Origin of the sequence: Phaeobacter sp. G2, assembly GCA_025163595.1 — a bacterium.
Classification (GTDB): domain Bacteria; phylum Pseudomonadota; class Alphaproteobacteria; order Rhodobacterales; family Rhodobacteraceae; genus Pseudophaeobacter.
The window spans coordinates 3,173,717-3,186,569 of the sequence record CP104100.1 but is presented as its reverse complement, the minus strand read 5'-3'; the positions used below and the strand labels follow the sequence as shown (position 1 = coordinate 3,186,569).

The 12,853-nt window shown below is 59.6% G+C and carries 12 protein-coding genes; 9 read left to right on the top strand and 3 right to left on the bottom strand.

What is annotated here, in order from left to right; all coding sequences use genetic code 11:
- Nucleotides 1-24 precede the first annotated feature (24 nt).
- Nucleotides 25-258: a DUF1127 domain-containing protein gene (locus N1037_15180; protein UWS78605.1), complete on the bottom strand. Its 234-nt coding sequence runs from the start codon at nt 256-258 to the stop codon at nt 25-27.
- Between the two features lie 124 nt (nt 259-382).
- Between N1037_15180 and N1037_15175 the strand changes: the two genes are divergently transcribed.
- Nucleotides 383-1,264, top strand: coding sequence for a LysR family transcriptional regulator (locus tag N1037_15175; protein ID UWS78604.1), 882 nt, complete (start codon nt 383-385; stop codon nt 1,262-1,264).
- Between the two features lie 192 nt (nt 1,265-1,456).
- On the opposite strand, the gene N1037_15170 is transcribed toward N1037_15175, so the two are convergent.
- On the bottom strand, nt 1,457-2,413 hold the full coding sequence (locus N1037_15170; protein UWS78603.1) for an NADPH:quinone oxidoreductase family protein: 957 nt from the start codon (nt 2,411-2,413) through the stop codon (nt 1,457-1,459).
- Nucleotides 2,414-2,763: 350 nt separating this feature from the next.
- On the opposite strand from N1037_15170, the gene N1037_15165 reads away from it, so the two are divergent.
- The 4 genes from N1037_15165 to N1037_15150 all read left to right on the top strand — a co-directional run bounded on the left by N1037_15165 (nt 2,764) and on the right by N1037_15150 (nt 6,170).
- Nucleotides 2,764-3,132, top strand: coding sequence for a helix-turn-helix domain-containing protein (locus tag N1037_15165; GenBank protein UWS78602.1), 369 nt, complete (start codon nt 2,764-2,766; stop codon nt 3,130-3,132).
- 201 nt (nt 3,133-3,333) lie between these two features.
- Nucleotides 3,334-4,128, top strand: a complete 795-nt coding sequence (gene hisN, locus N1037_15160) for a histidinol-phosphatase (GenBank protein UWS78601.1) — start codon at nt 3,334-3,336, stop codon at nt 4,126-4,128.
- A gap of 232 nt (nt 4,129-4,360) precedes the next feature.
- A complete protein-coding gene (locus N1037_15155) occupies nt 4,361-5,716 on the top strand; it encodes an 8-oxoguanine deaminase (protein UWS78600.1) in 1,356 nt (451 codons plus the stop codon).
- 1 nt (nt 5,717) lies between these two features.
- Nucleotides 5,718-6,170, top strand: coding sequence for a CAP domain-containing protein (locus tag N1037_15150; GenBank protein UWS78599.1), 453 nt, complete (start codon nt 5,718-5,720; stop codon nt 6,168-6,170).
- A 54-nt stretch (nt 6,171-6,224) separates the two neighbouring features.
- On the opposite strand, the gene guaD is transcribed toward N1037_15150, so the two are convergent.
- Entirely contained in the window at nt 6,225-7,511 is a 1,287-nt protein-coding gene (gene guaD / locus N1037_15145) for a guanine deaminase (GenBank protein ID UWS78598.1), read from the bottom strand.
- Nucleotides 7,512-7,647: 136 nt separating this feature from the next.
- On the opposite strand from guaD, the gene mgtE reads away from it, so the two are divergent.
- The 4 genes from mgtE (at nt 7,648) to N1037_15125 (ending at nt 12,586) form a co-directional block, all read left to right on the top strand.
- Nucleotides 7,648-9,039, top strand: a complete 1,392-nt coding sequence (mgtE, locus tag N1037_15140) for a magnesium transporter (GenBank protein ID UWS78597.1) — start codon at nt 7,648-7,650, stop codon at nt 9,037-9,039.
- Between the two features lie 60 nt (nt 9,040-9,099).
- Nucleotides 9,100-9,657 (top strand): 5-formyltetrahydrofolate cyclo-ligase, encoded by a 558-nt coding sequence (locus tag N1037_15135; GenBank protein UWS78596.1) that lies wholly within the window; start codon nt 9,100-9,102, stop codon nt 9,655-9,657.
- 133 nt (nt 9,658-9,790) lie between these two features.
- The gene (locus N1037_15130; GenBank protein ID UWS78595.1) at nt 9,791-10,609 is read left to right on the top strand and encodes a TIGR00282 family metallophosphoesterase; all 819 of its coding nucleotides are present in this window, start codon (nt 9,791-9,793) and stop codon (nt 10,607-10,609) included.
- Nucleotides 10,610-10,807: 198 nt separating this feature from the next.
- Entirely contained in the window at nt 10,808-12,586 is a 1,779-nt protein-coding gene (locus N1037_15125; protein ID UWS78594.1) for an SLC13 family permease, read from the top strand.
- Nucleotides 12,587-12,853: the final 267 nt, after the last annotated feature.

The following is a 12,853-nucleotide window of genomic DNA, read 5'->3' as shown; positions in this document are numbered from 1 at the left end:
GCCAAGGTGTGTTGGATCAACGGGTTAGTCTTTCCAGCTCTCAGGGGCATCCCAGACCGACCGGCCGGCCTCTTGCAGGGCGTCGCGGCGGCTGATGCCGATATCTTCCAGGGCGCGGGCATCCAGGGCGCGCAGCGAGCGACGCTGACGCAGCAGCTCAAGGCGGGTTGTCACAAAGGACAACAGGCTCAAGCGGGCGGGTGCCTTTGTACCTGGCAGTGCCGGGGCTGAGTGGTGGGCGTTTACGCTATAGGTCATCTTTCTTGTCCTTTCGTTAGATTTTGATATGTTTCTGGGTCTGCATCATTTCTATTGATGTATATGCGCGCTTATGATCTATTTTGAAAACGAATGTTTTTGATGAAACACATCAGAGGTTGTGATGGCGCGTAATTTGGATATCACCACGCTACGGTCTTTTGTTGCCGTGGCAGACTATGGCGGCGTAACGCGGGCGGCGGGGTTTTTGCATCTGACCCAGTCGGCGGTCTCGATGCAGCTCAAGCGGTTGGAAGAGCTTCTGGGCCTGGCGCTGCTGGATCGCTCGGGACGGACCATCGCCTTGACGCCCTCAGGGGAACAGCTGTTGGGCTATGCCCGGCGTATGGTTGCGCTGAATGATGAGGTCATAGGGCGTTTGACGGACCAGGCCTATGAAGGCGAGGTGGTGTTGGGGGTGCCCCACGATGTGGTCTACCCGGTCATTCCCCAAGTGTTACAGCGCTTCAATGCCAGCTTTCCACGGGTGAATGTCAATCTGGTGACATCTAATACCCGCGATTTGAAGGCTGGCTTTGCCAAGGGGACGTATGATCTGATCCTGACCACCGAAAGCGGTGCCAGCGAGGGCGGCGAAACCATCCACGAGATGCCCCTGCGCTGGGTTGGCGCCCCTAATGGCTCTGCCTGGCGGCAAAAGCCGCTGCGGCTGGGGTTTTGTCGCGCCTGCATCTTTCGTCCGGTGGCCACGGCCAAACTGGATGAGGCGGGGGTCGAATGGGATATGGCGGTAGACAGCGAATCTGATCGCACAGTAGAGGCCACGATCAGCGCCGATCTGGCGGTTGGCGTCTTGCTGGAGGGAACAATCCCCGCCCATCAAGAGGCGATTGACCACGGGGGATTGCTGCCAGAGCTGCCGATCCAGCATATCAACCTTTATGGGGCGGCGAGTGTCAGGGCCAGCTATGTTGGGGATCTTGCCCGGGTCATCCGCCAGGGCTACGCCGCCCTACGCCCGGTTCAGTTGCGCTCTGCAGGCTAAAGCTAGGTCACCAAAGCGCCTGCAAGCCTACATATCGGCAACAGCGGGGCAGCGCAGCAGGGCGCTGTCCGGTCTGCCCCGTTGCACGCTTCTGCCTGTGCCCGTCCCAGAGCTTCCAGGTCTGTCCCTTGGCAGGGCCGCCGGTTCTGGCTGGGATTTCAGCGGCCAGGTCGGCCAGGTCAGTCTGGGTGGTCAGGGGGTGATCACCACTTTACCACTCGAGGCGCGGCTGCGCAGCAGTTCCATGCCCTCTGCGACCTGCGCCAGCGGCAAAACATGGCTGATATGAGGGGAGATGCGCCCGGCGCTGTGCCAGTCCATCAAGGTCGACAGGGAGCGCTGGATGACTTCTGGATGGGACTTCATATAGCCACCAATGTAAAACCCGATCACTGTTAGGTTCTTGACCAGCAGATGGTTTGCCGGGATTTGCGGCACCTCGCCACTGGCAAAACCAATGGGCAGTAACCGGCCTCCGGGGTTGGTGGCGCGAAAAGCAGCCTTCCAGACATCTCCGCCCACTGCATCATAAACCACATCCGCACCGCCCAGGGATTTTACCTGGCTGCGCAGGTCCGAACTGGCGTCAATCAGGTGATCCGCACCCGCGGCCCGCGCCACTTCCAGTTTTCCCGCTCCGCGTGCATGGGCAATAACACGGGCGCCCATCAGTTTGCCGATTTCCACCGCCGTCAATCCAACGCCACCCGCAGCACCAGTGACCAAAAGAGTCTCTCCTGGCTGCAGGCGCGCGCAATGGTCCAGCGCCACGTGACTGGTGCCATAGGCGATCTGCAAGGCTGCGGCATCCTCAAACCCCATAGCATCGGGGATGGGGACAACACGGGCTGCATCAAAGACACCTTCCTGCGCCAAACCACCCTGGCCACCAAACACTGCTACCCGGTCACCAAGGGCCAGGTTTGTCACCGCTGATCCACAGTCCATCACCTCCCCGGCGGCCTCCAGGCCCGGGGTGAAGGGCAGGGCGGGGGTGTCTTGGTATGTGCCTTTTTGCAAAAGCAAATCCGCAAAGTTGAGACCGCAGGCGCGGATCCTGATCTTGACCTCATGTGCCGCAGGAGTGGGGCTGGCGATCTCTTCCAGAAGGGGAGGAGTGCTAAAACTGGTGATGCGATAGGCCAGCATGATTTTTGTCCATCTTTCTTCCTGTGTGCAGGTGATTCGCTGTTGAGCGAACCGAACTGTGCCAGTTTATGCACCTCGCTATTTATGGGGAGGCGCAAATACCTATCCCAAAGTATATATGACCCCACCAAAATGATAGGTAAAATCATACATTTGCCTCATTGTAGGTGCACGGGTGAAGTGTCAGGCTTGAATTCAACTGCGAAGGTCTTACTGTTGGGGCTGAGGTTGAGCTCTGATCGTGATGGTTGAGTATGTCACTGGTGCCGGGTGTTTTGAACACCTGCGTTGCTGCTGAAATACGATCCCATATCCGGGCAGGGATTTTTTGTTTAACTAGGAGATAGCGAATGGCTCATCCTGTAGATGTTCATGTTGGCAAACGTATTCGACACCGCCGGTGGCTTATTGGGAAAACCCAACAACAGCTGGCCGAACAGGTTGGTATCAAGTTCCAGCAGATCCAGAAGTATGAAACCGGTGCAAACCGCGTCAGCGCTTCGCGGCTCTGGGACATATCGGATGCGATGGATGTTCCTGTCAGCTTTTTCTTTGAAGGGCTTGATGAAGAGGGTAAGGTCGGCGGAAAATCCGCAGTGCCTGACGATCTGATGGGCGATAAAGAGGCTCTGGATCTGGTGCGCTCTTACTATGCAATTCCAGAAAACCAGCGTCGGCGCTTGTTTGAACTGGCCCGCGTCCTGAGTGACGTCGCTTAATCGTCCCGGCCTGATGCTTTTTGCATGAAGCAGCCCGGTGGCTGCAAGACCCAAGGCCTTTGCATATTTTGCTTGAACCGGCGCCACGAGAGTGGCACCGGTTTTTGCATGACTGATTTGGCCTAACTGGTTGGGCATGGCTGCTTTGCCGGGCTGTTCTGAGGCCGGAGTATTTCTGAAAAACATGTTTCAGGTGGATAGATGACACAGACAGCTTTGAGCGACATGCAGATTGCGCACCAATTGGCCGATGCCGCTGGTAAGGTGATCTTGCCGTATTTTCGCAGCAGCGATCTGGGTGCGGAGAACAAGCTGAGCGAAGGATTTGATCCTGTTACGATCGCGGATCGGGCGGCAGAACAGGCGATGCGGGCCCTGCTGGCCGAGCTGCGGCCACAGGATGGTATCCTGGGCGAAGAGTTTCCGGCCAAGGCTGGCACGTCGGGGCGCACCTGGGTACTGGATCCAATCGATGGCACCCGCGGCTTTATCAGCGGCACCCCGACCTGGGGGGTATTGATCGCCTTGTCGCAAGATGCGGGACCCATTCTGGGGGTGATTGATCAGCCCTATACCGCTGAGCGCTTCTCTGGCAGCGCAGACCTGGCCGAAATGACCGGGCCTTTGGGACGCAGGCCGTTAAAAACTCGCTCTATACAGGATTTGAGTGAAGCCATTTTGTTCACCACCTTTCCAGAGGTTGGCAGCCCTGAAGAGCGCGCAGGTTTTGAACGTGTGGCGCAGCAGGTCAAGCTGACCCGCTATGGCATGGATTGCTATGCCTATGCGCTGCTGGCTGCCGGTCAGGTTGATCTGGTGATCGAGGCGGGGCTCAACGCTTATGATATTCAGGCCCCCATTGCGGTGATCGAGGCGGCGGGAGGGCGCGTCACCGATTGGCAGGGCGGGCCGGTCCATGAAGGCGGGCGGGCGTTGGCCGCCGCGACGCCGGAATTGCACGCGGCGGCCCTTCAGCGCCTGAACTGGCAGGGCTAAGCTGGTAGGGAGAGGGTGGAGCAGTTGGGGCTCTGCCCCCGCGGCCCTGAGGCCGCTCCCCCGAGATATTTGGGGAAAGATGAAACCTAGAGGGGCTAGGTGCGTCGGTTTTCAGTCTTGAGGACTAGGCTGGGTCTGGGGTAGCTTTGGCTCAGGTCGAGTCCTTTGCCCGTTCTCTGTCGGCCTTGTTGCAACTCCATGAACCGAGTCGGGCCTTTATGGAGTATGCTAAATGGGCGAGATCCTCATTCAAAATGCCGAAACCATCCTGACCATGGATGATGATGAGCGGGTAGTGCACAGGGCAGATGTGTTGATCCGCGACGGTGAAATTGCTGCCGTGGGGCAGGGGCTTGCCACGTCTGAGCGGGGAGGCGCGGCGCAGGTGGTTCGCGGTGAAGGCTGCGTGGTGACGCCGGGATTGGTCAATACCCACCATCATCTCTACCAAAACCTGACACGGGCGGTGCCTGGGGCTCAGGATGCTTTGCTCTTTGGTTGGCTGCAGCGGCTTTATCCGATCTGGAGCAGGTTTGGCCCGGAGGAGATGTTTGTCTCGGCTCAGTTGGGGTTGGTTGAACTGGCCCTGTCTGGCTGCACGCTGAGCTCGGATCATCTGTATCTCTATCCCAATGGCGCCCGGCTGGAGGATACCATCCATGCCGCTGCTGAGGTGGGGCTGCGGTTTCACCCCACCCGCGGCGCCATGAGCATTGGCGAAAGCAAGGGCGGGTTGCCACCGGATCATCTGGTGGAGGCCGAGGCGGCCATTCTGAACGATATGATCCGGGTGGTGGATGGGTTTCACGATGCGGGTGAAGGCGCGATGTGCCGGGTGGGGCTGGCGCCGTGTTCGCCCTTTTCGGTGAGCCGGGAGCTGATGCGCGATACGGCTGTATTGGCCCGCGACAAAGGCGTGATGTTGCATACGCATCTGGCTGAAAACGATGAAGATATCGCCTATAGCGAGGCGCAGTTTGGTTGCCGTCCCGGCCAATATGCCGAGGATCTGGGCTGGACCGGGCCGGACGTGTGGCATGCCCATTGTGTCAAGCTGAACCCGGCTGAGATTGATCTCTTTGCCCGCAGCCGCACCGGGGTGGCGCATTGCCCCTGTTCCAATTGCCGCCTGGGATCGGGCATCGCGCCAGTGCGCCAGATGCGAGATGCGGGGGTGCCGGTGGGGCTGGGGGTTGATGGATCTGCCAGCAACGATATGGCCAACTTGATGGGGGAGGCGCGCCAGACACTATTGTTGCAGCGTGTGGCCCAGGGGGCTGACGCCATGAGCCCCTATGAGGCGCTGCAGATTGCCACCCGTGGTGGTGCCGATGTATTGGGGCGCCCGGATTGCGGGCGGCTTGCGCCGGGGAAGCGCGCCGATGTGGCGATCTGGGATGTCTCGGGCGTGGCCTCCAGTGGCAGCTGGGATCCGGCGGCGCTGTTGTTGGCTGGGCCTTCGCAGGTCAAACACCTGTTTGTGGAGGGCCGCCAAGTGATCAACAATGGCGAGGTAACGACGCTGGATCTGCCGCGCTTGTTGGAGCGTCATCACCGTTTGGCGCAGGCTTTGATGTTGGCGGGATGATATGAAATCCCTTTTTAAATCTGTGATCCGCCTGGCGCTTTGCCTGAGCATGGGCACGGGGGCTGCGCTTGCCAAAGATGTTGATCGCCAGGCGGCATTGCGTGGTCTGAATGATCTGCGTGCCCAGCACGCCCTGGCACCGTTGGGCTGGTCTCCCAGGCTGGAACAGGCGGCCCTGGGGCATGCAACGGACATGCGGCGGCGCGGCTTCTTTTCACATCAGGGCAGCTCCGGCAGCCGCGTCGGAGACCGGGTGCGCAAGCAGGGATATGGCTGGTGTGTGGTTGCTGAAAACATTGCCAAGGGCCAGCCAAGCCTGCCCAGTGCCATGAACAGTTGGCGGCAGTCTCCAGCCCACCGCAAGAATATGCTGCACCGGGACATGAGCGAGTTTGCGGTGGTGCGCGCAGAGGGCAACATCTGGGTGATGGTCTTGGCACGCCCTAGATGCTGAGGGGCAAGGGGTTGAGAGGGAGGCCCCCGCCATTTCCTCCAGATGCCTGCGTGGTTACTGGCGCACGCCGTTGATCCAGACCTCGGCAATGGCGCGGTCGTCCCCCATCATCAGCGTTGGGAACACCGCCTCCCAAAGATCGCCAGCACGGGCGCTGCGCTGGGCAATGGCGGGGGTGGAGGCGAGGTCCAGAACCACCAGATCGGCCTCCAGCCCAGGGGCGACATTGCCAATCTTGTCTTCCATGCGCAAAGCGGTGGCTGACCCTTGGGTGGCCAGCCAGATCAGCTCTGCGGCATGAAGCGGGCGGCCCCGCAACTGGCCGATCTCATAGGCGGCGGCCATGGTGCGCAGCATCGAAAAGCTGGAGCCACCACCTGTATCTGTTGCCAGACCAATGCGCTGGCCCTCTGTCATCAAGCCGCCCATATCGAACAGGCCAGAGCCGATAAAGGTGTTGGAGGTGGGGCAATGCACCAATGCAGCGCCATATTCGCGCAGCCGGTGGCGCTCTCGCTCTTCCAGGTGGATGGCGTGGCCATAGAGCCCACGGGCGCCGAGCAGGCCGAATTCTTCATAGGTATCCAGATAGTCCCGCGCCTGGGGAAACAGGGATTTGACCCACTCGATTTCATCAAGCTGTTCGCTCAGGTGGGTTTGCATCAGGCATTCGGGGTGTTCGCCCCAGAGCGCCCCCATGGCCTCTAGCTGCTGCGGCGTGGAGGTGGGGGAGAACCGCGGCGTGATGGCATATTCCAACCGGTCCACCCCGTGCCAGCGCTGGATCAGCGCATTGCTGTCGTCATAGGCGGACTGGGCGGTGTCGCGCAGCTCCGCGGGGGCGTTGCGATCCATGCAGGTCTTGCCGGTGACCACCCTTTGGCCACGGGCCTGTGCAGCACTGAAGAAGGCATCGACGCTTTCGGGGTGGATGGTGGCAAAGCTGCAGACTGTGGTGGTGCCATTGGCCTGGGTCAGATCCAGATAGCGGTCTGCGATCTCGCGGGCATAGGCCGCGTCGCCAAAGCGCATTTCCTCGGGAAAGGTATAGCTGTTCAGCCAGTCGATCAGCCGTTTGCCCCAGCTGGCGATAATGGCGGTCTGCGGGTAATGCACGTGGGCATCGACAAAGCCGGCCAGGATCAGCCTGGCCCCGTGGTCGATCACCTCGGCCTGTGGTTGCAGGGCCAACATGTCTTCAAATGTGCCACAGCCGACAACCCGGCCCTGTGCCAGCGCCACGGCGGCGCTGATCTGCACGGCCTCCTCTGGCGTTGCCATCGCAAAGGGGGAGGCGGTAAAGGACAGCACATGTCCGCGCAGGATATATTCGCTCTGCATTTTGGGGCGTCCTTTTCTTGCCAAATCGCAGCCCGCAGGATACGCGCGCTCACAGTTCCGGTAAATTATCGTATTGTCATTGTTTTCTGGTAACTGCTTCTAGTAATTTGCAACCAATCTTAGCAAAGGGCAGCACATGAGCACAGGCAACGATACCCTCGGCAGTGATCAGCCCAAAGACGAAGGGTATGATCTCGACAGGCGACTCGTTGCAGGTATCCTGTTTGCAGTTGACCGCGATGACAAGGCAGCGCTTACCACGCTGATGGAGGATCTGCACGCGGCGGATATCGCCGACCTTCTGGAGCAGATCAACAGCTACGACCGGACTCGGCTGATCCGGCTTTTTGGTCGCGAATTTGACGGCGAGATCCTGTCGGAACTGGATGAAAGCATCCGTGAAGAGGTGATTGCCACGCTGAACCCAACGGTTCTGGCGGATGCGGTGCGCGAGCTGGAAACCGATGATGTTGTGGATCTGGTCGAAGACCTAGAAGAGCCACAGCAAGAGGCCATTCTGGAGGCGCTGGAGGATTCCGACCGGGTTGCGGTTGAACAATCGCTGAGCTACCCGGAAAATTCCGCTGGCCGCCTGATGCAGCGCGAAGTGGTGATGGCGCCCGAACATTGGAACGTCGGCCAGGCCATCGACTATATGCGCGAATCCGAGGACCTGCCGGAACAGTTCTACCACATGGTACTGGTGGACCCGCGACTGCGCCCCATCGGCAATGTGACCCTTGGCCGGATCATGGGCACCAAACGCGAAGTGCCGCTCACGGATCTGCTGGAAGAGACCTTTCAGGTCATTCCCGCCGATCAGGATGAGGAAGACGTGGCCTATGCCTTTAACCAGTACCATTTGATCTCTGCGCCCGTCGTGGACGGTGACGGGCGTCTGGCCGGGGTGATCACCATTGATGATGCCATGGCGGTGCTGGATGAAGAACACGAAGAAGACATCCTGCGTCTGGCGGGTGTTGGTGATGAAAGCTCGCTGGCGGACCGGGTGATCGAAACCACCAAACGGCGGTTTCCCTGGTTGGCGGTCAATCTGGTAACTGCAGTGCTGGCTTCGCTGGTGATTGCCCAGTTCGAGGCCACCATTGCCCAGTTTGTCGCTCTGGCGGTGTTGATGCCGATCGTGGCCTCAATGGGGGGCAATGCGGGGACACAGTCGCTGACCGTGGCGGTACGGGCGATGGCGACCCGTGATTTGACCGGCTCCAACGTCTGGCGGGTGATCCGGCGCGAAGTGCTGGTGGGGCTGGTCAACGGGGTGATCTTTGCCGTTGTCATGGGCGTGGTTGGCGTTATCTGGTTTGGCTCACCCGCGCTGGGCGGGGTGCTTGCTGCCGCAATGGTGATCAATCTTGTCGTCGCGGGGCTGGCAGGCACCGTGATCCCGGTTCTACTAGAGAAAATGGGCGTTGACCCGGCCCTGGCCTCTGGTGCCTTTGTAACAACCGTGACGGATGTGGTTGGGTTCTTTGCCTTTCTGGGGCTGGCGGCCTGGGTGCTTTTGTAGCTCAGGGTATTGCAGGCCCTGATTTTTACGCAGGCGAGAAACTTTCAAGAGGAGAGCGTGATGAGCGACCTGACCGAGATAAAGGCGGCAGCCCGCAAGGCAGCTTTTGCGCGGCGCAAGGCCGCTTTTGACCTCAAAATTCCAGGTGCGGCCGGGCATCTCTCCGAAGTGCTGGCGGGATATCGCGGCGTGCCGCTGTCCGGGTTTCTGCCCATCCGCACCGAAATCGACCCGCTGCCCGCCATGGCAGAGGCCGCAGCCCATGGGCCGGTTGGGGTGCCTGTGATCCAGGGACAGGGGCTGCCGCTAAAATTCAGCCGCTGGCAGCCGGATTGTGCCCTGCGCGATGGCCCCTTTGGCGCAGCGGTGCCAGAAGTCGACGACTTTTTTGAACCGGAAATCCTGATTGTGCCGCTGGTGGCGTTTGATGCCCAGGGCGGGCGTCTGGGCTATGGTGGTGGCTTTTATGACCGCACGCTTGAGCTGCTGCGCGGCAAACGCGCCACATTGGCCATTGGGTTTGCCTTTGACGCCCAGGAAGCGGCAGAGCTGCCCCTGGAAGAGACCGACCAACCCCTGGATATGGTGGTGACAGAAAGCCGCGTTGTGCAGTTTTAGCCTCCCCATTTGTGGCTTGGGGCCCAAGCACATGGAATTTGGCCCGGCGAGAATGCCGCAGAAGAGTCAAAAATCCGTGGCTAACATGCTCCGGGCTCTTGTCCTGCCAGGCTGGGCGGCCTAGGACAGCCCAATGCGAATTTTGTTTCTAGGCGATGTGATGGGCCGCGCCGGGCGCCGCGCTATCACCGAAAACCTGCCGCGGCTGCGTCAGGAATGGCGGCTCGACTTTGTCGTGGTCAATGGGGAAAACGCGTCCAACGGTATGGGGCTGAGCGGGGCACATGCCAAGCTGTTGCTGGATGCCGGCGCGGACTGTCTTACCCTAGGCGATCACGCCTTTGATCAAAAAGACATGCTGCAATACATTGAAAAAGAGCCGCGTATCATCCGGCCTTTGAATTTTGCCAAAGGCGCGCCGGGGCGGGGGCACCGTCTGTTCGATGCCACTGGCGGGCGCAAGGTACTGGTGACACAGGCGCTGGGCCAAGTGTTTATGAAACGGGCCTTTGATGATCCCTTTGGTGCAGTGGAGGCCGTGCTCAAGGCGCATCCGCGCGGCGGCCTGGCACAGGCTGTGATTGTTGACATGCACTGCGAAGCCACCTCTGAGAAGATGGCCATGGGGCATTTCTGCAACGGCCGGGCCTCGCTGGTTGTAGGCACCCATACCCATGTGCCAACAGGCGATGCGCAGATCCTGTCCAATGGCACAGGCTACCTGACTGATGCGGGCATGTGCGGCGATTATAACTCGGTGATTGGTATGGAAAAAACCGAGCCCCTGCGCCGGTTCCTGACCGGGATGCCCAAAAGCCGCTTTACGCCGGCCGAAGGTGAGGCAACCCTGTCGGGGGCGTTGATCGTGACGGATGATCGCACCGGCGAAGCCAAAGAGATCCATATGGTGCGCAATGGTGGTTTGTTGCAACCCTCCGGCCCGCAGGATTGAACCTGCGGCGTTTGGCTTTGAGGAAGAAATTCTTTCACCATACCGTTTTTGTTGCATAAACTCCTTTTGTGCCGAGACAGCATCGCTGTTGCGGCATGAAACCATTGCTCCGCCAATTGCGATGAGAGAAACTGGCTGGTGGCAGGGTTTGGCGCCGATGTGTGGGCTCAGCCAGGGCAATTGGGGACAATCGATAAAATGGATCTGATCAGTTTTTCCCAGAACGGCAGCGCTTTGCTGTCCCTGGCCATCGTTGGGCTGATGTTTGTCGCCTTCCTGCGCGAGATTTATCCAACTGAAGTGGTTGCGATGACCGGGGTGTCGTTGATGCTGGTCACCGGGGTTCTCCCTTATGACCGCGCCATTGCGGTGTTGTCCAACCCCGCACCCTGGACCATTGCGGCGATGTTCATCATCATGGGGGCCTTGGTGCGCACCGGGGCGCTGGATGCCTTTACCGCCCGGGCCCGCAAACAGGCGGAAATCAGCCCCAAACGCGCCATTGCCTTGTTGATGGTCTTTGTGGTCGCGGCCTCTGCCGTGGTTTCGAACACCCCTGTGGTGGTGGTGATGATCCCGGTCTTTGTGCAGATTGCCCGTACCCTGGGGGTGACGGCGTCAAAAATGCTTATCCCGCTGAGCTATGCCGCCATCCTTGGTGGTACGCTGACCCTGATTGGCACCTCCACCAACCTGTTGGTTGACGGTGTGGCCCGGGCCCAAGGGTTGGAGCCTTTCTCTATCTTTGAGGTCACGCCTTTGGGTATCGTTCTGGTGATTTGGGGGATGATCTATCTGCGTTATATCTCGCCCCGTTTGCTGCCGGATCGTGACAGCATGGCTATGTTGCTCAGTGATCGCTCGAAAATGAAGTTCTTCACCGAGGCGGTTATCCCCCCCGAAAGCAACCTGATTGGCCGCGAAGTCACTGGGGTGCAGTTGTTCAAACGCCCCGGCGTGCGATTAATTGACCTGGTGCGCGGCGACGTCTCGCTGCGGCGCAGCCTCAAAGGTGTCGAGCTGCAGGTGGGGGACCGGGTGGTGCTGCGCACACAGATGACAGAACTGCTGAGCCTGCAGGCCAATAAGGAACTGAAGCGGGTGGATCAGGTTTCGGCGGTTGAGACCAAGACCGTAGAGGTGCTGGTGACGCCGGGCTGTCGTCTGGTGGGGCGCTCTCTGGGGGCCATGCGTCTGCGGCGGCGCTATGGTGTCTATGTTCTGGCGGTGCACCGACGCAATCAGAACATTGGCGTCCAGCTGGATGATCTGGTGGTTCGGGTTGGTGACACGCTGCTGCTGGAAGGCACTCCGGGTGATATTCAACGATTGGCAGCCGACATGGATATGGCGGATGTCTCGCAGCCGACCCAGCGGGCCTACCGGCGCAGCCACGCGCCTTTGGCGATTGTTGGCCTGTTATCGATCGTCGGGCTGGCGGCACTTGGGGTGGCGCCGATCCTGTTGCTGTCTATTGTGGTTGTGGCCCTGGTGTTGGTCACCCGCTGTATCGATGCGGATGAAGCCTTTTCTTTTGTCGATGGGCGCCTTCTGGCGCTGATCTTTTCCATGCTGGCCATTGGCGCTGCCCTGGAAAGCTCGGGCGCGGTCAGCCTGATTGCTGAGGCAATAGCCCCGGCGTTGACAGGTTTGCCGCCCTTTGTGCTGGTCTGGGCGATCTATCTGCTGACCTCGGTACTGACCGAGCTGGTGTCCAACAATGCTGTTGCGGTGGTGGTGACGCCTATTGCGGTTGGGTTGGCGCAGGCCATTGGCGTTGACCCGCGCCCACTGGTGGTGGCGGTGATGGTGGCGGCCTCGGCCTCGTTTGCCACGCCCATCGGTTATCAGACAAATATGCTGGTCTATGGTCCAGGCGGCTATAAATTCACCGATTTCCTGCGGGTTGGCATTCCACTTAATCTCAGTATTGGGCTGTTGGCCTCGGCGCTAATCCCCTACCTCTGGCCCCTGTGAGCCGAGCCGGAGAGGCCGCTAAGACCCAGCTTGAGAGCGGATGGCTGAGGCAGGATGTTGCCGGAAATCTGCGGAAAAAAGTGAAATTTGTAATCTTCGCCCTATATTAGATGGATAGATATTTTTGACGAGGGCGTATTGATGAGTTTTAGACGTGGATTTTTGGTTTTCTTGTTCGTTGCTGCCTCCGGGATCGCACTGCTGTCCCAGGCTATGACATAACTGGGTCATGACATGCTTGGGCCAGGACACACCTTGGCCATGGCA

What these genes read in the sequence shown, in the direction of transcription:
- N1037_15170 (UWS78603.1), bottom strand. Translation starts at nt 2,413, where the DNA reads ATGCTGGCCTATCGCATCACCAGTTTTAGCACTCCTCCCCTTCTGGAA.
- N1037_15130 (UWS78595.1), top strand. Translation starts at nt 9,791, where the DNA reads ATGCGAATTTTGTTTCTAGGCGATGTGATGGGCCGCGCCGGGCGCCGC.
- mgtE (UWS78597.1), top strand. Translation starts at nt 7,648, where the DNA reads ATGAGCACAGGCAACGATACCCTCGGCAGTGATCAGCCCAAAGACGAA.
- hisN (UWS78601.1), top strand. Translation starts at nt 3,334, where the DNA reads ATGACACAGACAGCTTTGAGCGACATGCAGATTGCGCACCAATTGGCC.
- N1037_15155 (UWS78600.1), top strand. Translation starts at nt 4,361, where the DNA reads ATGGGCGAGATCCTCATTCAAAATGCCGAAACCATCCTGACCATGGAT.
- N1037_15175 (UWS78604.1), top strand. Translation starts at nt 383, where the DNA reads ATGGCGCGTAATTTGGATATCACCACGCTACGGTCTTTTGTTGCCGTG.
- N1037_15125 (UWS78594.1), top strand. Translation starts at nt 10,808, where the DNA reads ATGGATCTGATCAGTTTTTCCCAGAACGGCAGCGCTTTGCTGTCCCTG.
- guaD (UWS78598.1), bottom strand. Translation starts at nt 7,511, where the DNA reads ATGCAGAGCGAATATATCCTGCGCGGACATGTGCTGTCCTTTACCGCC.
- N1037_15135 (UWS78596.1), top strand. Translation starts at nt 9,100, where the DNA reads ATGAGCGACCTGACCGAGATAAAGGCGGCAGCCCGCAAGGCAGCTTTT.
- N1037_15165 (UWS78602.1), top strand. Translation starts at nt 2,764, where the DNA reads ATGGCTCATCCTGTAGATGTTCATGTTGGCAAACGTATTCGACACCGC.
- N1037_15180 (UWS78605.1), bottom strand. Translation starts at nt 258, where the DNA reads ATGACCTATAGCGTAAACGCCCACCACTCAGCCCCGGCACTGCCAGGT.
- N1037_15150 (UWS78599.1), top strand. Translation starts at nt 5,718, where the DNA reads ATGAAATCCCTTTTTAAATCTGTGATCCGCCTGGCGCTTTGCCTGAGC.